The sequence below is a fragment of the Knoellia locipacati genome, assembly GCF_044791685.1.
Taxonomy (GTDB): Bacteria; Actinomycetota; Actinomycetes; order Actinomycetales; family Dermatophilaceae; genus Knoellia; species Knoellia locipacati_A.
The window spans coordinates 905,065-925,744 of sequence record NZ_CP087730.1 but is presented as its reverse complement, the minus strand read 5'-3'; the positions used below and the strand labels follow the sequence as shown (position 1 = coordinate 925,744).

Here is a 20,680-nt window from a genome sequence, read left to right as displayed (position 1 = left end):
GGCGAAGGGCGGGGTCAGCGGGGGAGCGGCAAGCGGCGCAGGACGGGGGCGAGCATGTCGTCGACCTCGCGGATCCGCAGCAGCTTTGCCGCGGCGAGGTAGAGCACACCCATCGCGGCGCCACCGGCGGCCAGCGACAGGGCCTGGCGCACATAGGCACTCCCCGGGTCGGCCACGAGCGAGGCCACCGCCCACCCGCCGAGCCCGGCGACCGCCGACGCCAGCGCCACCCGCGCCCACAGCCGCGACACCCGGCCGAAGTCGAGTCCGCCGAGCTGGCGCCGCGCCACGAGCAGGAACGCTCCGGCCGAGATGATGTTGGCGATGGTCGCCCCGGCCGCCACGGTCGCGACGACGTACTCGACCGGCGACCACCACACGGCCACCGCACACGCGGTGAGGTTGACCGCCGTCATGAGGGCGACGAGCCAGAAGTTCATCCAGCCGTCGCCGCGGGCGAAGCAGTAGCGCTGCTTGAGCGCCGTGATCCCGAACGGCAGCAGGCCGATCGCCATGAGGGCGAGCACGAGGGCGATGTCGCCGGGCTCGTCGATGCCCTGCTCGGGCAGGTAGCGCGTCCCGGGGAAGAGCGTCTTGGCCATCGGTCGGCCGAGCGCGATGAACGCCGCCGTCGCCGGAAGGAGCAGCACGGCAGGGCTCGTCATGCCGCTGACGACCCGGCGCCGCATCTCCCGGAGGTCACCCGCCTCGTGGGCCCGCGACATCGCGGGGAAGAGCGCGCTCACCACGGAGGTCGTGATGATCGAGTGGGGGAGGATGTAGAGCGTGTAGGCCCACGCCTGCACGCCGTTGCCGGGCACACTCGCGCCCAGGTCGTCACCGGGCGCCATGACCCGCGTCGTGACGAACCCGTAGAACTGCGAGATGAGCAGCGCGGCAACCGTCCACCCCGTCATCCGGGACATGTCGCCGAACCCGTAGCCGCGCCACCCAAACCGGAGGCGGAACCGGAAGCCGGACCTCCGGAGCGGCACGAGCAGGCAGAGCCCCTGCACCGCGATGCCCAGGGTCGTGCTCAGCCCGAGCACGAGGATCATCTGCGTGGTCCAGCCCGACGCCGACGTCTGCGTGCCCCACTGCCAGATGAACCACCCGAGCCCGATGATCTGGATGACGTTGGCCCAGGCCGGTGCCCACGCGTAGGCGAGGAAGTTGCCGCGCGCGTTGAGGACCTGCCCGAGCACCGAGTAGAGGCCGTAGAAGAACAGCTGCGGCACGCAGATGTAGGCCATGAGGACCGTGAGGTCGAGGAAGTCCCGGCCAGAGCCGTCCTTGGTCAGTGCGTCGATGATCCACGGCGTGCCGAGCATCGACAGGACCGTGGCGCCACCGAGGACGAGCAGGCACAGGGTGATGAGCCGGTCGCTGAAGTCCTGGCCGCCGTCCTTGCGCATCATCGCCTTCGTGAGCTGCGGGATGAGCAGCGCCGAGATGAGCCCGCCGTTGATGAGGACGTAGAGCTGGGTCGGCAGCGAGTTCGCGATGGTGAACGAGTCGAGCGCCTTGGCGAGGACGACGCCCGAGAGCATCGCCGTCCGGATGAAGCCGAGGATCCGGGACCCGAACGTGCCGATCGCCATGATCGCGCTGTTGTGGGCGATGTCGTCGCCGGCAGCAGGCGCGCCGGCGCCCTCGGGATCGGCCTCGGCGCCCTCGGGACGGGACAGGCTCACCGGATCTCCCTCAGGGGTGTCGGTCGTCGGGACCGGGCCACTCTACGGCGCGGGCGGCCGACCGTAGACGACGTGGATCGCCGCGTCCTCGAACCCGGCGCGCCGGTAGGTCGCCAGTGCGCGCGTGTTGTCACCGTCGACGTAGAGCTCGATCGTCTTCACGCCCTGCCGGGCGAGGTGTGCCGTGCCGAGTCCCGTGAGCGGACCGGCCAGCCCACGCCCTTGGTATGCCGGGTGCACCCCGACGACATAGACCTCCCCACTCGTGCCGGCTCCTTCGTCGCCGTCTCGAGCGTGGCCCGGACGTGCGGCAGAGTGCGGCTCGCGCTTGGTCCAGTGGTACGCCGCCAGCGGGTGCGCGCCACCGTCCAGGGTCACGGTCGTGTCCTCGACGAGGAGGAAGCCGGCCGGGTCGAACCAGTCCTGGGCCATCCGCTCCTCGAGGTCCTCGAGCGTGATCGAGCCCTGCTCGGGGTGCGAGGCGAAGGCCAGCCGGTTGACGTCGAGCCACGCCTGCTCGTCCCGGCCGGACTCGAACGCCCGCACGGAGAAGCCCTCGGGCAGCACCGGGTCGACGTCGTCGCCGTCGCGGACCGGCCGCTCCATGACATGAAGCTCGCGCGTCGACACCAGACCCTCCGAAGCCGCCAGCCCCCGAGCCGCGGGCAGGTCGCCGTGCGCCCACACCCCGGTGGTCCCGGCGTCGAGCGCGGCCCGGAGCAGCGCCCGACCGACTCCCTGACGGCGTGCCACCGGGTCGACGACGAGCTCGGCGGAGCCGCCGGGGTCCACCGCCGCGTAGCCGAGCAGGCCCTCGGAAGGTGAGCCCCCGGCATACGCGCGTAGGTGGGTGACCGAGGTGTGAGGTGAACGGAGGGCGAGACGGAACGCCTCGGAGACGGCCTCGACGCCGTCGACGTCAGCAGCCCGACCGGCGAGGGCGAGCACGTCCGTCGCAGCGGCCTCGTCGAGGTGGTTCGTGGTGTCGAGCCCGACGTCGCTCACGAGGTCGCGACCTTGGCGTCGTCGGCGGCCTCCTCGGGCACGAAGCGGTAGCCGACGTTGCGCACGGTCCCGATGAGCGACTCGTAGTCGGACCCGAGCTTGGCGCGCAGCCGCCGCACGTGGACGTCGACGGTGCGGGTGCCACCGAAGTAGTCGTATCCCCAGACCTCCTGGAGCAGCTGCGCGCGGGTGAAGACGCGGCCCGGGTGCTGCGCGAGGTACTTGAGGAGCTCGAACTCCTTGTAGGTGAGGTCGAGGACCGAACCGCGCAGCTTGACGGAGTAGGTCGCCTCGTCGATGACGAGCACACCCGCCGTGATCCGGACGTCGTCGTCGGGCGGACCATCGCTCTCGAGCGCGCGGGCGATCGCGAGGCGGAGGCGGGCCTCGACCTCGGCCGGACCCGCGGTGTCGAGCAGGACGTCGTCGATGCCCCACTCGGGGGTGAGCCCGGCGAGCCCACCCTCCGTGAGCACCGCGAACAGCGGTGCCGACAGCCCGGTCGTGCGGATGACGCGGCAGAGCGAGCGCGCCATGGCGAGCTCACGACGGGCGTCCACGAGCACGGCGTCGGCGGGTGGCGCGTCGATGAGGGCGGTGGCCTCGGCCGGGAGGATGCGAACATGGTGGCTGAGCAGGCCCAGAGCCGGCAGCACCTCGGCGCTCGGCGCCAAGGCGTTGGTCAGCAGCAAGAGGTGGGCCATCCAGCACAGAATAGGTGGACATGACCACGATCGACGGCGCTCGCCGTGGCTTGAGACCGGTGACACTGCGCTACTGGGCGGGTGCCCGGGCGGCGGCCGGCGTCTCCGAGGAGACCCTCGCGGCCGGCCCGACCGTCGGCGACGTGCTCGACACCGCCGTGGCGGCGCACCCCGAGCTGCGTGACGTCGTCGCCGTCTGCTCGGTGCTGCTCGAGGGCCGGGCCGTGGGTCGCGAGACCGAGGTCGGTCGCGACCAGGTGCTCGAGGTGCTCCCGCCGTTCGCCGGGGGGTGATGGCAGGATGCCGACCGTGGATGCGTCCGAGCCGGTGAGCGAGTCCCGCGCAGCGCGCCGGGCCGCTCGCGAGGAGCGCCGCCGCAACCCGATCCTGCCGCCGATGGCGACCGAGCGGCGCTTCACGGTCGTGGTCGCCACCGCGGTGCTCGCCGGGCTGCTGGCCGTCGGCACGGTCGCCGACCACGCCCTCGGCGCAGCCGCAGTCGCGTGGATCGGTCTGGCCCTCGCCTGGGGCTGGCCCGAGCTGCTGGGGTCGACGAGCCGCTTCGGGTCCTCGTTCGCCATCGGGATCGCCGGCGTCCTCGGGCCCGTGACCGTGGCGCTGACCCCCGACGAGCCGTACCTCCGGCACGTCCCCGTCGTCGTCGCCGCTGCCGTGCTCGCGATGTTCCTGCACCAGCTCGTCCGCAAGGACGGGCGTCCGCGGCTCACCCAGTCGGTCGCGGCGGGTGCGGCGGGCATCGCCATCGCCACCATCGGTGTCGGGTGGGTCCCGCTCGGCCGGACCTCGGGCGGCACCGAGGTCGTCGTCGTCGCCGCCATCGCGCTCGCCGTGTCGGCGGCCGCCGACCTCGCGGCCGGCCTCGACCGGGTGCGCCCGTGGATGGTCGGGATCGCCATCGGGCTCGGGTTCTTCGCCGGCGGCATCAGCGGCCTGGTCGTCGACGAGGTCGGCGTGCTCGCCGGGGTCGTCATCGGCGCGGTGGCCGGTGGCGTGGCGCACGTCATGCGGCGCGTCCTCTGCGTCCTGCCCCCGATCCGTGGCCTCCGCGGTCAGCTCACCGCTGCCGCGGCCTCGGTCCTCGTCACCGGGGTACCCGTCGGCGTCCTCGCCACGATCTTCGTCGGCTGACCCAGCTCCTCCGACTGATTGCCCGTTCCGGCGCTGGATGCACTGGAACCATCGCTGGGACATGCACGAACGGGCAATCAGTCGAACGCGCACCGCTCCCCGAACGCCGCGCGGACGGCATACGCCGCCCGTGTCAGTAGACGATCGCCTGCACGTCCGGCCGCAGGATCTCCTCCACGTAGGCCGCGGCGCCCCGGATCGTCGCGCCGGCGAGCAGGTCGTCGGGACCGAGCTCACGCCGGGCGGCGCACTGGCCGCAGACCGTGACCGTGGCGCCCCCGAGGAGGGCGTCTCGCAGCTCGTGCAGCGGAGCGCCGTGGGGGAGGGTGAGCTCCTCCGCCCGGCCCGGCACGGCCATCCACGTGGCGTCTCCGGTGAGCCACAGGCTGACGTCCGCGCCCGCGGCGAGCGCCGTCGACGCGACGGTGAGCCCCTGGTTGAGTCGTTCGAGGGCCTCGGCCCCGCAGGTGATCTTGACGACGAGCGGCCGGATGTCGCTCGAGGATTCGGACATGGGTCCTCCTGAGGTGTGCGACTACGATCCCACTCGTGGCATTCCACCTCGACACCAACCTTCCCTCCGAGCTCGCCCCCCTCGCCTGGCTCATCGGCAAGTGGGCCGGGGCCGGCGTCGTCGGCTACCCGACGATCGAGTCGGCCAACTTCGGGCAGGAGATCACCTGCTCGCACGACGGCCGCCCGTTCCTGTCGTGGCACAGCCGGACGTGGCTGCTCAACGACGCGGGCGAGAAGGTGCGGCCCCTCGCGACCGAGGTCGGCTTCTGGCGCCCGGTCGCGGAGGCCGAGGACGGCACCAACGTCGAACTCCTGCTCACCCACCCGACCGGGATCGTGGAGATGTATGCCGGGCACGCCCAGCCCGCCAAGGTCGAGCTGCGCACCGACGGCGTCATGCGCAGCCCCCACGCCAAGGACTACTCCGCCGGCCACCGGATGTACGGCTATGTCCAGTCGAACCTGCTCTGGGTCATGGACATGGCGGCCATGGGCCAGCCGCTCACCTCGCACCTGTCCGCGGAGCTCAAGCGCGTCGAGTGAGCCGCCGTCCCCGTCCGGTCCTGGAGGCTCCCGGCGTCCGGGGGGACGCTGGACTCAGGGGATGACGGAGACGTCGCCGTAGTCGGCCATCGCGTCGGTGCGCAGCGCCTTGCCGAGCGCCGACATGCTCGCCTCGTCGACGATCTCGATCGACCCGCCGTCCGGGGCCGTGCCGAAGCCGGTGAACGGGGCCGTGATGAAGACGACGTCGTCGCTGCGCAGGTTGCGCAGCGAGATCGCCTCATTGCGCATCGTGCCGACCGACAGGGCGCTGTCGACGGTGAGGTTGTCGGTCGCGGCGTCGATGAACCGGGTGAGCTTGATCGGGTTGGTGATGACCTCGCGGCTCAGGGCCTTCATCATGAGCGCCTTGATGAACGCCTGCTGGCGCCGGCCACGCGAGATGTCGCCCTCGGAGAGCTGGTAGCGCTCGCGCACGAAGGCCAGGGCCTGCTCACCGTTGAGGTCGTTGAACCCCTCACGGATGGTGAACCCGCCCTCGTCGCTCGCCTCCTCGGCATAGACGCGGACGCCGCCGACGGCGTCGGTCATCTTGCGGAAGCCCTCGAAGTCGGTCTTGGCGACGTGGTCGATCTTGACGCCGAGGAGGTTCTGCATCGTGCTCACGAGCAGCGGTGCGCCGCCGAAGGCGTAGGCGGCGTTGATCTTGTTCTTGCCGCGACCGGGGATCGCGACGTAGAGGTCACGCGGGAAGTGGATGAGCTGCACCGCGCCCTTGTCCTCGGGCACGTGCGCCAGGACGATGACGTCCGAGCGGCTCGCGGTCTCGCCGGGACGGGCGTCGGAGCCGATGATGAGGTAGTTCTGCCCCACCCCGGCCTGGGGGAGCTGCACGGTGGAGCCGTCGGGCAGCGTGGCCGAGGGAGCAGCCTTGGGGAGGAGGTCCTCCCGGGTGATGTTGCCGGAGACGGTCTGGTTGAGGAACACCACGAACCCCGCCACCGCGACCAGGCTCAGGGCCAAGAGGGAGGCGACGAAGATGACGAAGCGACGCAACCGCCGAGGCCTCTTCCGGGTCTCGACGGTCGGCTGGCTCTCGTCCTGGAACACGTCTAGCACCCGGCCCAGTCTAGGTGCGCGGTCGGAACCGCGTGGGCAGCGGCATACATTGGTGGGGTGAGCGATCTCGGCACGCGACTGCGGGCCGCCGGACGGCGGCTCACGCCGCAGCGCCAGCAGGTGCTCGACGCCGTCGGGTCCCTCGGCCACGCCACTCCGGAGCAGATCGTCGAGGCCGTGTCGCGAGAGAGCTCGACCCCGATGGCGCTCTCGACGGTCTACCGCTCGCTCGAGGCGCTCTCGGACCTCGGCCTCGTGAGCCACACCCATGTCGACCACCGCGTCCCGAGCTACCACCTCACCTCCCACGCCACCCACATCCACGTCGTCTGCCGTCAGTGCGGCTCCGTGGGGGAGGCGCCGACCAGCCTGGCCGAGGAATTCGTCGCCAGGCTCGACAGTTCTCTCGGATTCGAGGCGGACGTCACCCACGCCGCCATCCACGGCCTCTGCCGCACCTGCAGGAAGCAGTCATGACCGACACCACCACCCTCGCCACCTCGCCGCTGCTCGACCGCCCCGGTGCCGTCGCCGGCGAGGGGCTCGACGCCGGCGTCGCCGCCCATTACGGCGACCCCGGGCGCGAGCAGCGCCTGCTCGAGGAGGGTCTGGCCGTCGTCGACCTGTCCCACCGGGGCGTCGTCACCATCACCGGCCCGGACCGGCTGTCGTGGCTGCACTCGATCACCTCCCAGCAGCTCACCGGGCTCGCCCCCCGCGTCTCGGCCGAGTCGCTGGTCCTCTCGCCCAAGGGCCACATCGAGCACGTGCTCCACGTCGTCGACGACGGCGAGACGACGTGGATCACCGTCGAGCCCGGCACCGCGCCGGCGCTCGTGACCTGGCTCGACTCGATGCGCTTCATGCTGAGGGTCGAGGTCGCGGACGTCACTGCCTCGTATGCCGTCCTCGGCGAGCCGCTCTCGGCCGCGAGTGTCGAGGGTGAGCCGGTCGCGTGGGTCGACCCGTGGCCGAACCTCGTCGGCGACACCGCGGCATACGGACCGGAGACGGGGCACCCGGGTGAGGCGCGACGCTGGCGCGAGCTCGTCGTCCCGCGCGCGGATCTCGAGTCGACGGTCGGCGACCGGCCGCTCGCCGGGACGTGGGCCGCCGAAGCGCTCCGTGTCGCGGCCTGGCGTCCGCGGCTCGGGTTCGAGACCGACCACCGGACGATCGCACACGAGCTCGACTGGCTGCGCACGGCCGTGCACCTCCACAAGGGCTGCTACCGCGGGCAGGAGACGATCGCCCGCGTCCACAACCTCGGCCGTCCGCCGCGCCGGATCGTCTTCCTCCACCTCGACGGCTCAGGTCACGTGCTGCCCGAGGCCGGTGCCGAGCTCGTGCTCGACGGTCGCGTCGTCGGGCGTCTCACCACGGTGGCGCGCCACCACGAGGAGGGTCCGATCGCGCTCGCGGTCGTCAAGCGCAACACCCCTGTTGACGCCGATCTTGTCGCCGGAACCGTCGCGGGCGCACAGACCGTCATCGTCACCCCCTGATCCGCCGCAGTATCTCCCGATCCGGCGCGGTACGGGCGCGGGCCGCCTGACACACTGATCCGCATGGCTCCCGCATCGTCCGCGACCCTCATCACCGTGGCGCCCACCGGCGCCGAGCACGCCAAGGCGGACCTCCCGCAGCTGCCCACGACGCTCGAGGAGCTCGTCGAGACGGCGCGGACCTGCGAGGCGGCCGGCGCGGCGCTCATCCACCTCCACATCCGCGACGACGAGCACCGTCCGACGTTGGACGGCGGGCACCTCCGCGCCGCGGTCGACGCGATCCGCTCCGAGACCGACCTCGTCGTGCAGCTCTCGACAGGCGGGTCGGTCCACGACCCGCTCGAGCAGCGGCTCACCGTCCTCGACGCCGAGCCGGACTCGTGCTCGTTGACGTGCGGCACGACGAACTTCGGCGACGACGTGTTCCTCAACCCGTGGGGCTTCATGTCCGACCTCTACGTCCAGGCGCAGGAGCGTGAGGTCGTGCCGGAGTTCGAGCTGTTCGAGCTCGGCCACGTGCACGCGCTCCGCCGGCTCATCGACACGCACGGGCTGCCGTTCGGGGGCAAGGTCCACGTCGACTTCGTGCTCGGGGTGCCCGGGGCGATGCCGGGCACGGCTGCGGCGCTCATGGCTGGGGTGGCGATGCTCCCCGACGAAGTGACGTCGTGGTCGGCGACGGGGATCGGCCGCACCCACCTGCCGGTGCTCGCCGGCGCACTGTCGGCCGGTGGTCACCTGCGCGTGGGGATGGAGGACAACGTCGTGTTCGCGCGCGGGCAGCAGGTCCAGCACAACGCCGAGCTCGTGGCCCGCGCCGCGGAGCTCGCCACGACGATGCAGCGCCCGCCGATGTCGACCACGGACGCACGCGAGCTGCTCGGCATCAAGCCCCGCCGCTGACCGAGTGCTTGCGTCCGCCGCTGTGGGGGTGATGGCGTCAGGTTGGCGGACGCAGGGGTATGCCATCCGTCCACCACCGCTTGCGTCCGCCGGTGTGGGGGTGGTGGCGTCAGGGTGGCGGACGCTGGAGGTGAGGGTGGTCAGGCGGGCTGGGCGACGTTCTCGCGCTGGCGCAGCGTGATGTCGTTGCAGGCGGCGCAGGTCTCCTCGGGGATGACGCCGAGGCGCATGAGGTGCCCGAACGCCCAGCACCCGGCGCAGAACCCGACCGCCGACTCGAGCGTCGCGAACACGACGAGGACGCCGAGGAGCACCGACGCCACCGTCGTCGCACCGAACGCGAGCGCCGCGACGGCAGCAGCCGCACTCGTCACGAGGCCGACGGCCTGGGCGAAACGCTTCGGCGGGCCCGGCACGAGGCGAGGCTCCCCGAACCGGGGGGCGATGACGTGGACGGCGAGCCGCCCGAGCGGGCTGAAGCGGGGGCCGGCAGCGACGCGCAGGGCGAACCCGGCGGCGAGGAGAACGGCGAGCCACCACCACTGGGTGATGAGGGTGAGGGCGGCGAGGACGACGACGCCACCGGCGACCGACCGGGCAGCCTTCTCGTTGACCGGGTTGGGGAAGGTCAGGACCTCGCGCACAGACATAACTGCAGATTATGCCCCACAGAAGCACACGGCATACGCCGCTCACAGGGTGGACGCGGTGTGTTCACCATCACGCTTGCCCGGGTTTGCATTTTGCTAACTGGAGCAAGCACAATGGAGACATGAGCCGGAACCCGCTGAGCGACCTCGCCGGACTGGGCGACTACCTGCGCGAGCAGCGTCTGTCGAACCGTCTGTCGCTGCGTGAGCTGTCCGAGCTCGCAGGCATCTCCAACCCCTACCTGTCGCAGATCGAGCGGGGACTCAAGCGCCCGAGCGCCGAGATCCTCCAGCAGCTGGCCAAGGGCCTGGAGGTGTCGGCCGAGACGCTCTACGTCAAGGCCGGAATCCTCGACGAGCACCACGGCGCCGAGACCACCACCCCGACCGTGCGGGACGCCATCGCAGCCGACCCGGCCCTCACCGCCCGTCAGAAGGCGACTCTGGTCGACGTCTACGAGTCCTTCGTCGGCTCCGACCCCGCACCCACGCGCCCCCGAACCACCGCACGCCCCAAGAAGAAGTCCACCTCACCCAAGGAGTGAACATGGCCACCAAGACCACGACCACGACCACCAAGAACACCCCCGCCACCCCGCTGTTCGCCGTCGTCGGTGCCACCGACCTCGCCGTCGAGCGCGCCCGTGACGCCCGCCTGCGCGCCGACAAGGCCCGCACCACGGTCGCCGCCGAGCTCGCCCCGGCGTCGGTCCAGAAGCGCGCCGGCGTCGTCATCGAGGACGTCAAGGCCCTCCCGACCAAGGCCCTGGACCAGGGTGTCGCCACCCTCGACCAGGTCACCAAGGGCTACGAGGACCTCGCCACCCGCGGCGAGAAGCTCGTGAACCGCATCAAGAACCAGAAGGCGACCAAGGACCTCGTCGAGCAGGCCGAGGTCACCCTCTCGCTCGGCAAGGGTGCCGTCACCACCGCCCGCAAGGCCGTCCTCGACGTCCGCACCTCGGCGCTGGCCACCTTCACCACCGGTCGCCACGAGGCCGCCCACGTCGCCGAGATCGTCGTCGACACCGTCCGCGAGGACGCCGAGGTCGCCGCGACCGACATCAAGGCCTCCGCGAAGCGCACCCGCTCCGCCGCCAAGCGCACGAGCACCACGGCGACCAAGGCCGCCAAGCGCACGACGAGCTCCACCAAGGCCGTGTCGACGAGCGCCCGCAAGACCGCCGCCACCTCGACCAAGGCCGCCGAGAAGGCTGCCGAGAAGGTCGGCGACTGACCCCATCAGGAGCGGACATAGTCTGGGTGGTGTGAGCGCCCAGAACCTGTCCACCCCTGCCGTCCTCGACGCCGCCCCGGTCCTCGCCCACGCGATCCGGGGCGGCTTCGTCGAGTCAGCCCACCGCGCGAGCGTGGCCGTCACCGCGGCCGACGGGTCCGTCGTGCTCGCCCTGGGAGACGCGGACGACCCGGTCTTCCCCCGGTCCTCCAACAAGCCGATCCAGGCCCTGGCCATGGTCCGCAACGGGCTCGACGTGGCGCCCCGCCACCTCGCCCTCGTCAGCGCGAGCCACTCCGGCGAACCGTTCCACCTCGACGCCGTGCGCGAGATCCTCGACGGCGCCGGGCTCACGGTGCGCGACCTCCAGAACACCCCGGACTTCCCGATCGACGACGAGGCCAAGCTCGACTGGATCCGTGCCGGCAACGCCAAGGAGTCGCTCGCGCAGAACTGCTCGGGCAAGCACGCCGGCATGCTCGCGACCTGCGTTGCCGCCGGCTGGGACCACACGGCATACCTCGAGGCCGACCACCCGCTGCAGCGCGCCTGCGAGGCGACGCTCGCCGAGCTCGCGGGCGAACCCGTCGCGGCCACGGCGGTCGACGGCTGCGGCGCCCCGGTCATGGCGATCTCGCTCGGGGGACTCGCACGGGCCTTCGGTCGCATCGCCTCCGCCGCGCCCGGCACCGACGAGGCCCGCGTGGCCGACGCCATCCGCAGCAACCCCGAGTACCTCGGCGGCAGCCGTCGCGACGTCACGACCCTCGTCCAGGGCACTCCCGGCGCGATCGCCAAGGACGGTGCCGAAGCCGTGTATGCCGTCGGGCTGGCCGACGGCCGCGGCATCGCCCTCAAGGTCGCCGACGGCGGGCAGCGGGCGCGGACGGTCATCCTGGCCGCGGTCATGCGCCGACTGGGCATCGAGTCGGGCGCGATCGAGGCCCTCGAGGACGCACCCATCCTCGGGCACGGCAAGCCTGTCGGATCCGTTGTCGCAGTGGGGATCTGAGTGCGCGCAGTCCTCCAGCGCGTCCACCGTGCGGCCGTCGTGGTCGAGGGTGAGACCGTCGGTGAGATCACCGAGCCGGGCCTCTTCGTCCTCGTCGGTGTCGGCCACGACGACGGGCCCACCGAGGTCGAGCTCATCGCCCGCAAGATCGCCGACCTCCGCGTCCTCGACGGCGAGCAGTCGGTGACCGACGCCGGGGCGCCCGTCCTCGTCGTCAGCCAGTTCACCCTGCTCGCCGACACCCGCAAGGGGCGTCGACCGTCGTGGAACGCCGCAGCGCCCGGTGACGTCGCCCAACCGGTTGTCGCACAGGTGGTCTCGGCCCTGCGCGAGCGCGGGATCACCGTCGCCACCGGTCGTTTCGGTGCTCACATGGACATCGAGCTGGTCGCCGACGGCCCGGTGACGATCGTGGTGGACAGCTCCGCGCCGTAGGCTGCAGGCATGTTCGGACTCGGCCAGGCGCAGTACTACGTCACCCTCGCGCTCACCATCGCGGCCCTGGCGCTCGAGGTGTTCGCGTTCGTCCACGCGCTCAAGACGCGCCCGGACGCCTTCGTCGCCGCCGGCAAGCGCACCAAGAACTTCTGGCTCGCCGTCACGGGCGTGGCCATGCTCCTGGGCTTCATCTCGATGGGTGGCCTCGGCCTGCTCGCCATCATCGGGGTGGTCGCGGCCGGCGTCTACCTCGCCGACGTCCGTCCCGCCGTCGAGACAGTCCAGGGCCGCGGCACCGGCTCGCACCAGGGCCCCTACGGCCCGTGGTGACCTCGCGCGCCTGACCCCGGCGCCACGGCGTCCCACGCGACGGTGAGCTCGCCGAGGCGCCACCGCGACGGCCCGTCGAGCAGCGGCCAGCCGCTCTCACGCATCGCCTGCGCCGTCGCGAGGAACCGCTGACGGACCCCGTATGCCGCGTGGCTCGCGCTGCGTGCCCAGTGCCGGTCGAGCTCGGCGAGGTAGTCGTGCACGGCCTCACCCGGGACGTTGCGGTGGATCAGTGCTTTCGGCAGCCGCTCCGCGATGACCGAGGGCGTGTCGAGCCCGCGCAGGTGCCACGACAGGGTGAGACTCACGGGCCCGGACGTCTCGACCGCCACCCAGGTCGAGAGCCGGCCGAGCTCGTCGCAGGTCCCGTCGACGAGCAGCCCGTCCGGGGTAAGGCGGTCGCACACCGTCGCCCACGCGCCGGCGACCTCCTCCTCGGGGTACTGGCGCAGCACGTTGAACGCGCGCACCACCGTCGCCGAGTGACCGTCGAGCGGCACCTCGAAACCGCCACGGCGGAAGGACAGCCCCGGCCGGGCCAGCAGCTGCCCGGCAGCCACCCGGTCCGGGTCGATCTCGATCCCGACGACCTCGGTGTCCTGCCGCACCCGGCGCAGCCGGTCGTGCAGCTCGACCGCGGTGACGGGCGAGGCGCCGTAGCCGAGGTCGACGACGACCGGGGGGTCGACGGACCGCCGCAGCCGCCACGCTGCCGGGCCGGCGAGCCACCGGTCGCACCGCCGGAGCCGGTTGGGGTTGGTCGTCCCGCGGGTGATCACCCCGACCGGTCTCGTCCTCGCCACGGGGCCAGCGTACGAGCAGGCGCCCACGCCCACAGGACGCACACCTAGGCTGCTGACGTGGGCAGATGGGGAACGCGACGCTGGAGCGGCGACGTCAGTCGCAGCATGGTGGCGCTCGTCGTCTCCGTGTCCGCGGCGGCTGCCCTCGGGCTCGCCGGCTGGCTGCCGGTCGTCCTGCGCACCGACATCGGGATCGCCGAGGTCGCGCCGGGGCTGCTCACGGTCGACGAGTCGGCGCGTGGCATCGCGACCCTCGGCCGTGGCTACACCGTCGCGGCCTACCAGTCGGGGTTCCGCGTGGCGGCCTCGAGCGGGACCCTCGTCGACACCATCACGAGGGGGTCGCCGGTGAGCGCCGTCATCGGGGAGCTCGGGGAGCGCGACGACCACCCCGTCGAGGACGTCGAGGCGACCCTGGACCACGTGCGGATCGACGAGGTCCGGATCGAGCCGGGGAGGGCCGCCTACCTCGGTGTGGTCCACGGCGAGGTCGACGGCGAGCCGCGCACCATGCCGTTGCGCCTCACCTTCCTGCTCACGACCGCCGGAGTGCACGTCACCGCCCACGTCCAGGGGGCGGACGCCGTCGTCGTCCACCTCGACACGATGCCCGCGACGACGGGCCTGCCGCCCGCCCTGCCGGACCGCAACCTGCGCCTCAAGGGGTGGTGGGTGGTCCCGATGGCGGGCGAGCAGCGGGCCCTGACGTCGGCCCGCCGTGCCGTCGTCGGCATCGGGCCGGCGGTGCGCTCTCGCGGTGTCGACCTCCGCCCGGACGGGCGCCTCGACGTCCACGCGTGGTCGAACCGGGCCACCCTCACCCTCAGTGGCGTGCCGCGTCCGAGCTGATCCGTGCGTGACAGACTGACGTGATGACGAGCGAGCAGGTCCGGCCACGCTTCCGGGTCGCGATGGTGTCGGTGCACACCTCGCCGCTCGCGCAGCCGGGGACCGGGGACGCGGGCGGGATGAACGTCTACGTCCTCGAGGCCGCCAAGCGCTTGGCCAGGCACGGCGTCGCCGTCGACATCTTCACCCGCCGGACGACCGCGTCGGACGCCCCGATCGTCGAGGTCGAGCCGGGGGTCATCGTCCGCCACATCGCCGCCGGGCCCTACGAAGGGCTCGACAAGGAGGACCTGCCCGGCCAGCTCTGCGCGTTCGCGGCGGGCATGATGCGGGTCGCCGCGCACGCGCCCGAGGGGCACTACGACCTCGTCCACTCGCACTACTGGCTCTCCGGACAGGTGGGGTGGCTGGCGGCCGACCGCTGGGACGTCCCGCTCGTCCACACGATGCACACGATGGCCCGGGTCAAGAACCTCCACCGCGCCGAGGGCGACACCGAGGAGCCACGGGGCCGCGAGATCGGCGAGGCCCAGGTCGTCGACGCCGCCGACCGGCTCGTCGCCAACACGACGGACGAGGCACGCGAGCTGCTCGACCTCTACGGCGCCGACCCCGAGCGCGTCGATGTCGTCTCGCCGGGCGTCGACCTCGACGTCTTCCGTCCCGGTGACCGCGCCACGGCGCGCGCGAGCGTCGACGTCGCCGAGGACGCCGTGCTCCTGCTCTTCGTCGGGCGGATCCAGCCGCTCAAGGCGCCGGACGTCCTCATCCGGGCCGCCGGCAACCTCGTCCGGCGCAACCCCTCCCTACGCGGCCGCCTCGTCGTCGGCGTCCTCGGGGGCGCGAGCGGGGCCGCGGTCCGTTCGCCCATGGCGCTCGAGCGCCTCGCCGAGGAGGAGGGGATCGCCGACCTCGTGCGTTTCGTGCCCCCCACCGACCGCGAGACGCTCGCGACGTGGATGCGGGCAGCCGACGTCGTCGCCGTCCCGTCGCACAACGAGTCCTTCGGCCTCGTGGCCGTCGAGGCCCAGGCGTGCGGCGCCGTCGTCGTCGCCACCCGCGTGGGCGGTCTCCCCACCGCGGTCGGCGACGCGGGCGTCCTCGTCGACGGCCACGACCCGCACGAGTGGGCGAACGCCATCGAGGGCGTCATCGACGACCCCACGAGGTCGGCCGAGCTGTCGCGGCGGGCGGTCGAGCACGCCGCGCAGTTCTCGTGGGAGTCGACCGCCGAGCGGCTGGCAGCGGTCTACGACGCCGCGCTGGCGGCACCGCTGCGCGCCTCGATCAACGACTCCGACACCCTTGCCGGCATACCGACCGCGGTGATCCCGTGACCGACGTGACCTCGACGATCGAGGACTACCTCACCGAGACCGGGATCGAGTGGGAGCAGGGTGCGCGCGACGGCGAGTTCGTCGTCACCCTGCCCGGCGAGAAGAAGCTCAAGACCGTCGTGTCCCTCGTCGCCGGTGAGTCGGACCTGTCGATCTCGGCGTTCGTCATCCGCAACCCGGACGAGAACCACGAGGCCTTCTACCGCAGCCTCCTGCGCCGCAACCTGCGCCTGCCCGGGCTGGCCTACGCCATTGACGGCAGCGGCGACGTCTACGTCACGGGCCGCGTCCCCCTCGCCGGCGTCGACGCTGACCGCCTCGACCAGGTCCTCGGTGTCGTCCTCGAGGCGGCGGACTCCCCGTTCAACGAGCTGCTCGTCATCGGGTTCCTCACCTCGATGCAGAAGGAGTGGGACTGGCGGGTCTCGCGCGGGGAGTCCCTGCGCAACCTCGAGGCGTTCCGTCACCTCCTCGACCGCTCCTGACAGCCCGCGCCCGTATGCCGGGTGCCCGCCTCCCAGCCGCTCCTCGCGTCACTAGGCTGGAGCCATGGCACACACCTTGATCCTGCTGCGTCACGGCCACTCCGAGTGGAACGCCAAGAACCTCTTCACCGGCTGGGTCGACGTCGACCTCAACGACCAGGGACGTGAGGAGGCCCTCAACGGCGGCCGGCTCCTCAAGGAGCGCGGGGTCCTGCCGACCGTCGTGCACACCTCCGTCCTGCGCCGGGCGATCACGACCGCCAACCTCACGCTCGACGTCGCCGACCGCCACTGGATCCCGGTGCGCCGCGACTGGCGGCTCAACGAGCGCCACTACGGCGCGCTGCAGGGCCTCGACAAGGCGGCCACCCGCGAGAAGTACGGCGACGAGCAGTTCATGCTGTGGCGCCGCTCGTTCGACACCCCACCGCCGGCGATCGAGGTCGGCTCCGAGTTCGACCAGTCGAGCGACCCGCGCTACGCCGGCATCGAGGTGCCTCGCACCGAGTGCCTCAAGGACGTCATCGAGCGCTTCATGCCCTACTGGGAGGGGCCGCTGCGTGACGACCTCGCCGCCGGTGAGACGGTGCTCGTCGTCGCCCACGGCAACAGCCTGCGCGGACTGGTCAAGCACCTCGACGGCATCTCGGACGAGGCGATCGCCGAGCTCAACATCCCCACCGGACAGCCGCTCGTCTACGAGCTCGGCGACGACTTCATGCCCACCGGGCCCGGCGAGTACCTCGACCCCGAGGCCGCGGCGACGGCCGCTGCCGCGGTCGCGAACCAGGGCCGCTGAGGCGCGCGCGGGTCCCACGTTCCGTGAGGTCCGGCATACCGGATCCTCTCCGCGTATGCCGGCCTGCGGTCAGGAGGTCGTGGTCTCCGGGAAGGCCTCGTGGTCCTCGGCGTCCTCGTGGCTCGACTCGCTCTCGGCGCTCTGCTCGCCGGTGACGAGGAAGATCACGCGACGGGCGACCGAGACGGCGTGGTCACCGAAGCGCTCGTAGTAGCGACCCACGAGGGTGATGTCGACGGTGGTCTCCGCCGGGTGGTTCCACGTGTCGGCGGAGAGCCGCTCGAAGAGCCGCCGGTGCAGGTCGTCCATGGCGTCGTCGTCGCGCTCGATCTGCCGAGCGGCCTCGACGTCGCGGGCGGCGATGACCGAGCCGGCCTTGGTGACGATGCGCTCGGCCACCTGGCCCATCTCGAGGATGATCGAGCGGAGCTCGGCCGGCACCGCCGAGTTCGGGTAGCGCAGCCGGGCGACCTTGGCCACGTGGCGGGCGAGGTCGCCCATCCGCTCGATGTCGGAGCTCATACGCATCGAGGTGACCACCATGCGCAGGTCGGTCGCGACGGGCTGCTGGAGCGCCAGGAGGTCGAACGACAGCAGGTCGAGCTCCTCGCGCAGGGCGTCGATCTCGACGTCCGCGCCGATGACCGACTCGGCCAGCTGGACGTCGGCGTCGAGGAGAGCCGTCGTCGCCCGGGACATCGCCGAGCTCGCGAGCCGGGTCATCTCGACCAGCCCCTCGGTCACCCGGTCCAGCTCCTCGTGAAATGCCTTGCGCATCAGTTCCCTTCCGGCTTCGGTTCAACAGCGGCGAATCGCACGCCCTTCGGCTCGGCGGCTCCCAGACGTGAGCGCGGCCGACGTCGGCAGCGTGACACGAGGTGGTGAACTCCCGCCACATCGCAGGTGAACATTGTGGGTGGTCGCCCCACGGCGGGCTGCCGAGTGGAACGGTGCGTGTCACCTCGCGTCTACGCTGATGAGGTGGATGCGACGCTCGCGGGGATCGTGGGTGGCGGCCTCGGGCTCGTCATCGGAGCCGTCGCCGTCGCCGCCAGCCGCTTCAGCGAGCGCCGGTTCACCACCATCCCCCCGACGCCACCGCCGGCCCTGCCCCCCGGCGTCACCGACGTGCTGGCGGTCCTGCGCTCCATCGCGATCGTCCTCGACTCGTCGGACGCCGTGGTCAACAGCTCCCCGTCGGCGGTGAGCTACGGCCTCGTGCGGCACGGCGAGCTCGTCCACGCCGAGCTGCGCCAGCTCGCGCGACAGGTCCGGCGCGACGGCGAGATCCGCGAGGTCGACCTCGAGCTCTCTCGTGGCTTCGGCACGACGACCAACGCCCTCATGAAGGCCCGCGTGGCGCCCCTCGGCGCGGTCCACGTGCTCATCCTCGCCGAGGACCACACCCACGCCCGCCGCGTCGAGGAGGTCCGGCGTGACTTCGTCGCCAACGTCTCGCACGAGCTCAAGACGCCCGTGGGCGGCATCGCCCTGCTCGCCGAGGCCGTGCTCGACGCGCGCGACGACCCCGAGGCCGTCTCGCGCTTCGCCGCCCGCATCCAGGTCGAGTCCACGCGGCTGACGCGCCTCGTCAAGGAGATCGTCGACCTCTCCCGTCTCCAGGTCGCCGACACCCTCCACGAGCCCGAGCTCGTCCACATCCCCGACGTGGTGGCGGAGGCCGTCGACCGGGTTCGCGTGGCCGCAGAGGCGCGAGACATCAGCCTCGAGACCGTGGCCGACGAGCGGGCCAGCGTCTTCGGCGACGCCGAGCTGCTCGCGACGGCCGTCGCCAACCTCGTGTCCAACGCGGTCAACTACTCCGAGGCCGGGACGCGAGTCGCGGTCGCGGCGCGCCGGGTCGGGGACACCGTCGAGATCACCGTCTCCGACCAGGGACAGGGCATCCCCGCGTCGGAGCAGAGCCGGATCTTCGAGCGCTTCTACCGGGTCGACGCCGCGCGGTCGCGCGCCACCGGTGGCACCGGGCTCGGCCTGGCCATCGTCAAGCACGTCAGCGCCACCCACGGTGGGGACGTGTCCGTCTGGAGCGAGGAGGGGCACGGCTCGACCTTCACCATGAGACTTCCCTCGGCGGCGGTCCGGACCACGGCAGACTCGGACCGACACTCGGTCGGCACAGCACAAGGAGAACAGCACCGATGACCCGCATCCTCGTCGTCGAGGACGAAGTGTCCTTCTCGGACCCCCTGTCCTACCTGCTGCGCAAGGAGGGCTACGAGGTGAGCGTCGCCGAGAACGGCAACGACGCCCTCGTCGAGTTCGACAGCGCCGGCGCCGACCTCGTGCTCCTCGACCTCATGCTCCCGGGGCTGTCGGGCGTCGACGTCTGCCGCTCGCTGCGCCAGAAGTCGGCCGTCCCGATCATCATGCTCACGGCCAAGGACAGCGAGATCGACAAGGTCGTCGGCCTCGAGCTCGGCGCCGACGACTACGTCACCAAGCCCTACTCCTCCCGCGAGCTGCTCGCCCGGATCAAGGCGGTGCTGCGCCGGCTCAGCGAGCCCGAGGAGCTGCTCCCGACCACGCTCGAGGCGGGTCCGGTCCGCATGGACGTCGAGCGCCACGTCGTCACCGTGGGCGGCGCGACGACTCAGCTGCCGCTCAAGGAGTTCGAGCTGCTCGAGATGCTGCTGCGCAACACGGGCCGGGTGCTCACCCGGATGCAGCTCATCGACCGCGTGTGGGGGAGCGACTACGTCGGGGACACCAAGACCCTCGACGTGCACGTCAAGCGGCTGCGGGCCAAGGTCGAGCCCGACCCCGCCAGTCCCAAGCACATCGTCACGGTGCGTGGGCTGGGCTACAAGTTCGAGGCCTGAGCCCGGGCCCGGGCAGCAGGACCCAGCAGTGAGCCCCCCGGCGCGCTCGGTGGGCTCACTGCATACGAAGGGGTGGCGTCAGCTGGTCGACGCGCTGGCGGAGGGACTGGCGCTCGACGCGGGGGCCGGCGTGACTCCCTCGTAGTAGCCCAGGGCCGGGAGCACCGGCACGGTCAGGACGTTCTGGCCGGTCGCGGAGGTCGCGACCTGCACCTCGAGCACCTCGCCGGGGGCGGCACTGACGGAGGAGAGGCTGACCGCCTCGCCCTCCTCACCGAACGACAGCGTGCCGTGGCGGGGCACGGTCACCTGGGTCGGCTCGCTGCCCTCGCTCGCGACCGAGACGTCGATGTCCTCGTCGCTCGTGTTGACGAGCTGTCCGATGAGCGCACCCGGGGCGTCCTTGGCGTCGGCGATGACGGCGAGCCCGCGCACGTCGAGGTCGCCGAACGTCGCGTTGACGCCGTCGGAGGCCTGGTAGGCGTAGTCGGTCTGCACGGGCGAGAACACGGCGCACCCACCGAGGAGCGTCGTGCCGAGCACGGCAGCACCGAGGACGGCACGGAGGCGGCGGCGGGGAGTCGTCTGGGCAGTCGTCGTCACGGGACACAGCGTAGCGAGCACACGCGGCCGGGATGTGCAGGTGGCTCCGGTCGGCTCCCGCGCACGGTCCCGCGGAGAGTCCACAGGCATGTGAACGGCGATGTGTCAAGACCCAACTTCGCTGCCGCCCAGCCCATTTCAGCCCTCTGACCTGCAGGTATGCCGTCCGCTCCGATTCCGCCTGTCGGTCCC

At 71.9% G+C, this 20,680-nt stretch carries 26 protein-coding genes; 17 read left to right on the top strand and 9 right to left on the bottom strand.

Annotated elements, in window-relative coordinates:
• Window positions 1-14: 14 nt before the first annotated feature.
• From murJ to LL946_RS04295, 3 genes are read right to left on the bottom strand one after another with little or no spacing between them, the layout of a single operon-like run.
• Window positions 15-1,694, bottom strand: coding sequence for a murein biosynthesis integral membrane protein MurJ (gene murJ / locus LL946_RS04305; RefSeq protein WP_404385135.1), 1,680 nt, complete (start codon window positions 1,692-1,694; stop codon window positions 15-17).
• 42 nt (window positions 1,695-1,736) lie between these two features.
• Window positions 1,737-2,699: a mycothiol synthase gene (gene mshD, locus LL946_RS04300; RefSeq protein WP_404385133.1), complete on the bottom strand. Its 963-nt coding sequence runs from the start codon at window positions 2,697-2,699 to the stop codon at window positions 1,737-1,739.
• On the bottom strand, window positions 2,696-3,403 hold the full coding sequence (locus LL946_RS04295; RefSeq protein WP_404385131.1) for a DNA-binding response regulator: 708 nt from the start codon (window positions 3,401-3,403) through the stop codon (window positions 2,696-2,698). Before LL946_RS04295 ends, mshD begins: the two co-directional genes overlap by 4 nt.
• 20 nt (window positions 3,404-3,423) lie before the next feature.
• Between LL946_RS04295 and LL946_RS04290 the strand changes: the two genes are divergently transcribed.
• Both LL946_RS04290 and LL946_RS04285 read left to right on the top strand, forming a co-directional pair.
• On the top strand, window positions 3,424-3,696 hold the full coding sequence (locus LL946_RS04290; RefSeq protein ID WP_404385129.1) for a MoaD/ThiS family protein: 273 nt from the start codon (window positions 3,424-3,426) through the stop codon (window positions 3,694-3,696).
• A gap of 16 nt (window positions 3,697-3,712) precedes the next feature.
• Window positions 3,713-4,552, top strand: coding sequence for a hypothetical protein (locus LL946_RS04285; RefSeq protein ID WP_404385127.1), 840 nt, complete (start codon window positions 3,713-3,715; stop codon window positions 4,550-4,552).
• 133 nt (window positions 4,553-4,685) lie between these two features.
• Here LL946_RS04285 and LL946_RS04280 read toward each other — a convergent pair whose 3' ends face one another.
• Window positions 4,686-5,066 carry a DsrE family protein gene (locus LL946_RS04280; protein ID WP_404385125.1) on the bottom strand — a complete coding sequence of 127 codons (381 nt, stop codon included), beginning with the start codon at window positions 5,064-5,066 and terminating at the stop codon, window positions 4,686-4,688.
• 35 nt (window positions 5,067-5,101) lie between these two features.
• Between LL946_RS04280 and LL946_RS04275 the strand changes: the two genes are divergently transcribed.
• On the top strand, window positions 5,102-5,611 hold the full coding sequence (locus LL946_RS04275; RefSeq protein WP_404385123.1) for an FABP family protein: 510 nt from the start codon (window positions 5,102-5,104) through the stop codon (window positions 5,609-5,611).
• Window positions 5,612-5,665: 54 nt separating this feature from the next.
• Here LL946_RS04275 and LL946_RS04270 read toward each other — a convergent pair whose 3' ends face one another.
• Window positions 5,666-6,691 carry an LCP family protein gene (locus LL946_RS04270; RefSeq protein WP_404385121.1) on the bottom strand — a complete coding sequence of 342 codons (1,026 nt, stop codon included), beginning with the start codon at window positions 6,689-6,691 and terminating at the stop codon, window positions 5,666-5,668.
• A 57-nt stretch (window positions 6,692-6,748) separates the two neighbouring features.
• On the opposite strand from LL946_RS04270, the gene LL946_RS04265 reads away from it, so the two are divergent.
• The 3 genes from LL946_RS04265 (at window position 6,749) to LL946_RS04255 (ending at window position 9,102) form a co-directional block, all read left to right on the top strand.
• The gene (locus tag LL946_RS04265) at window positions 6,749-7,168 is read left to right on the top strand and encodes a Fur family transcriptional regulator (protein WP_404385119.1); all 420 of its coding nucleotides are present in this window, start codon (window positions 6,749-6,751) and stop codon (window positions 7,166-7,168) included.
• Entirely contained in the window at window positions 7,165-8,196 is a 1,032-nt protein-coding gene (locus LL946_RS04260) for a YgfZ/GcvT domain-containing protein (RefSeq protein WP_404385117.1), read from the top strand. The genes LL946_RS04265 and LL946_RS04260 overlap by 4 nt, the downstream gene beginning before the upstream one ends.
• 63 nt (window positions 8,197-8,259) lie before the next feature.
• The gene (locus LL946_RS04255) at window positions 8,260-9,102 is read left to right on the top strand and encodes a 3-keto-5-aminohexanoate cleavage protein (RefSeq protein WP_404385115.1); all 843 of its coding nucleotides are present in this window, start codon (window positions 8,260-8,262) and stop codon (window positions 9,100-9,102) included.
• Between the two features lie 140 nt (window positions 9,103-9,242).
• Here the strand turns inward: LL946_RS04255 and LL946_RS04250 are convergent, their stop codons facing one another.
• Window positions 9,243-9,752, bottom strand: a complete 510-nt coding sequence (locus LL946_RS04250; protein WP_404385113.1) for a DUF4395 domain-containing protein — start codon at window positions 9,750-9,752, stop codon at window positions 9,243-9,245.
• A 122-nt stretch (window positions 9,753-9,874) separates the two neighbouring features.
• On the opposite strand from LL946_RS04250, the gene LL946_RS04245 reads away from it, so the two are divergent.
• From LL946_RS04245 to LL946_RS04225, 5 genes are read left to right on the top strand one after another with little or no spacing between them, the layout of a single operon-like run.
• Complete coding sequence (locus tag LL946_RS04245) at window positions 9,875-10,297, top strand: helix-turn-helix domain-containing protein (protein ID WP_404385111.1); 423 nt, start codon at window positions 9,875-9,877, stop codon at window positions 10,295-10,297.
• A gap of 2 nt (window positions 10,298-10,299) precedes the next feature.
• On the top strand, window positions 10,300-10,989 hold the full coding sequence (locus LL946_RS04240) for a hypothetical protein (RefSeq protein WP_404385109.1): 690 nt from the start codon (window positions 10,300-10,302) through the stop codon (window positions 10,987-10,989).
• 31 nt (window positions 10,990-11,020) lie between these two features.
• Entirely contained in the window at window positions 11,021-12,001 is a 981-nt protein-coding gene (locus LL946_RS04235; RefSeq protein ID WP_404385108.1) for an asparaginase, read from the top strand.
• The gene (dtd, locus tag LL946_RS04230) at window positions 12,002-12,436 is read left to right on the top strand and encodes a D-aminoacyl-tRNA deacylase (protein WP_404385106.1); all 435 of its coding nucleotides are present in this window, start codon (window positions 12,002-12,004) and stop codon (window positions 12,434-12,436) included.
• 9 nt (window positions 12,437-12,445) lie between these two features.
• Complete coding sequence (locus LL946_RS04225) at window positions 12,446-12,769, top strand: DUF2516 family protein (protein ID WP_404385104.1); 324 nt, start codon at window positions 12,446-12,448, stop codon at window positions 12,767-12,769.
• Here LL946_RS04225 and LL946_RS04220 read toward each other — a convergent pair.
• Entirely contained in the window at window positions 12,754-13,572 is an 819-nt protein-coding gene (locus tag LL946_RS04220) for a class I SAM-dependent methyltransferase (protein WP_404385102.1), read from the bottom strand. The two genes, LL946_RS04225 and LL946_RS04220, sit on opposite strands and share 16 nt — an antisense overlap.
• Before the next feature lie 57 nt (window positions 13,573-13,629).
• On the opposite strand from LL946_RS04220, the gene LL946_RS04215 reads away from it, so the two are divergent.
• From LL946_RS04215 to LL946_RS04200, 4 genes are all read left to right on the top strand, one after another.
• Window positions 13,630-14,421, top strand: a complete 792-nt coding sequence (locus tag LL946_RS04215) for a hypothetical protein (RefSeq protein WP_404385100.1) — start codon at window positions 13,630-13,632, stop codon at window positions 14,419-14,421.
• A gap of 23 nt (window positions 14,422-14,444) precedes the next feature.
• Window positions 14,445-15,758 carry a D-inositol-3-phosphate glycosyltransferase gene (gene mshA / locus LL946_RS04210; RefSeq protein WP_404385098.1) on the top strand — a complete coding sequence of 438 codons (1,314 nt, stop codon included), beginning with the start codon at window positions 14,445-14,447 and terminating at the stop codon, window positions 15,756-15,758.
• Window positions 15,759-15,763: 5 nt separating this feature from the next.
• The gene (locus LL946_RS04205) at window positions 15,764-16,243 is read left to right on the top strand and encodes a YbjN domain-containing protein (protein ID WP_404385096.1); all 480 of its coding nucleotides are present in this window, start codon (window positions 15,764-15,766) and stop codon (window positions 16,241-16,243) included.
• 64 nt (window positions 16,244-16,307) lie between these two features.
• Window positions 16,308-17,042, top strand: coding sequence for a phosphoglyceromutase (locus tag LL946_RS04200; protein WP_404385094.1), 735 nt, complete (start codon window positions 16,308-16,310; stop codon window positions 17,040-17,042).
• Window positions 17,043-17,111: 69 nt separating this feature from the next.
• On the opposite strand, the gene phoU is transcribed toward LL946_RS04200, so the two are convergent.
• Window positions 17,112-17,819, bottom strand: coding sequence for a phosphate signaling complex protein PhoU (gene phoU / locus LL946_RS04195; RefSeq protein WP_404385092.1), 708 nt, complete (start codon window positions 17,817-17,819; stop codon window positions 17,112-17,114).
• 204 nt (window positions 17,820-18,023) lie between these two features.
• On the opposite strand from phoU, the gene LL946_RS04190 reads away from it, so the two are divergent.
• Both LL946_RS04190 and LL946_RS04185 read left to right on the top strand, forming a co-directional pair.
• Entirely contained in the window at window positions 18,024-19,208 is a 1,185-nt protein-coding gene (locus LL946_RS04190; protein ID WP_404385090.1) for a sensor histidine kinase, read from the top strand.
• Window positions 19,205-19,885 carry a response regulator gene (locus LL946_RS04185; RefSeq protein ID WP_404385088.1) on the top strand — a complete coding sequence of 227 codons (681 nt, stop codon included), beginning with the start codon at window positions 19,205-19,207 and terminating at the stop codon, window positions 19,883-19,885. Before LL946_RS04190 ends, LL946_RS04185 begins: the two co-directional genes overlap by 4 nt.
• 78 nt (window positions 19,886-19,963) lie before the next feature.
• Here LL946_RS04185 and LL946_RS04180 read toward each other — a convergent pair whose 3' ends face one another.
• Window positions 19,964-20,488, bottom strand: a complete 525-nt coding sequence (locus tag LL946_RS04180) for a hypothetical protein (protein ID WP_404385086.1) — start codon at window positions 20,486-20,488, stop codon at window positions 19,964-19,966.
• Window positions 20,489-20,680 lie beyond the last annotated feature (192 nt).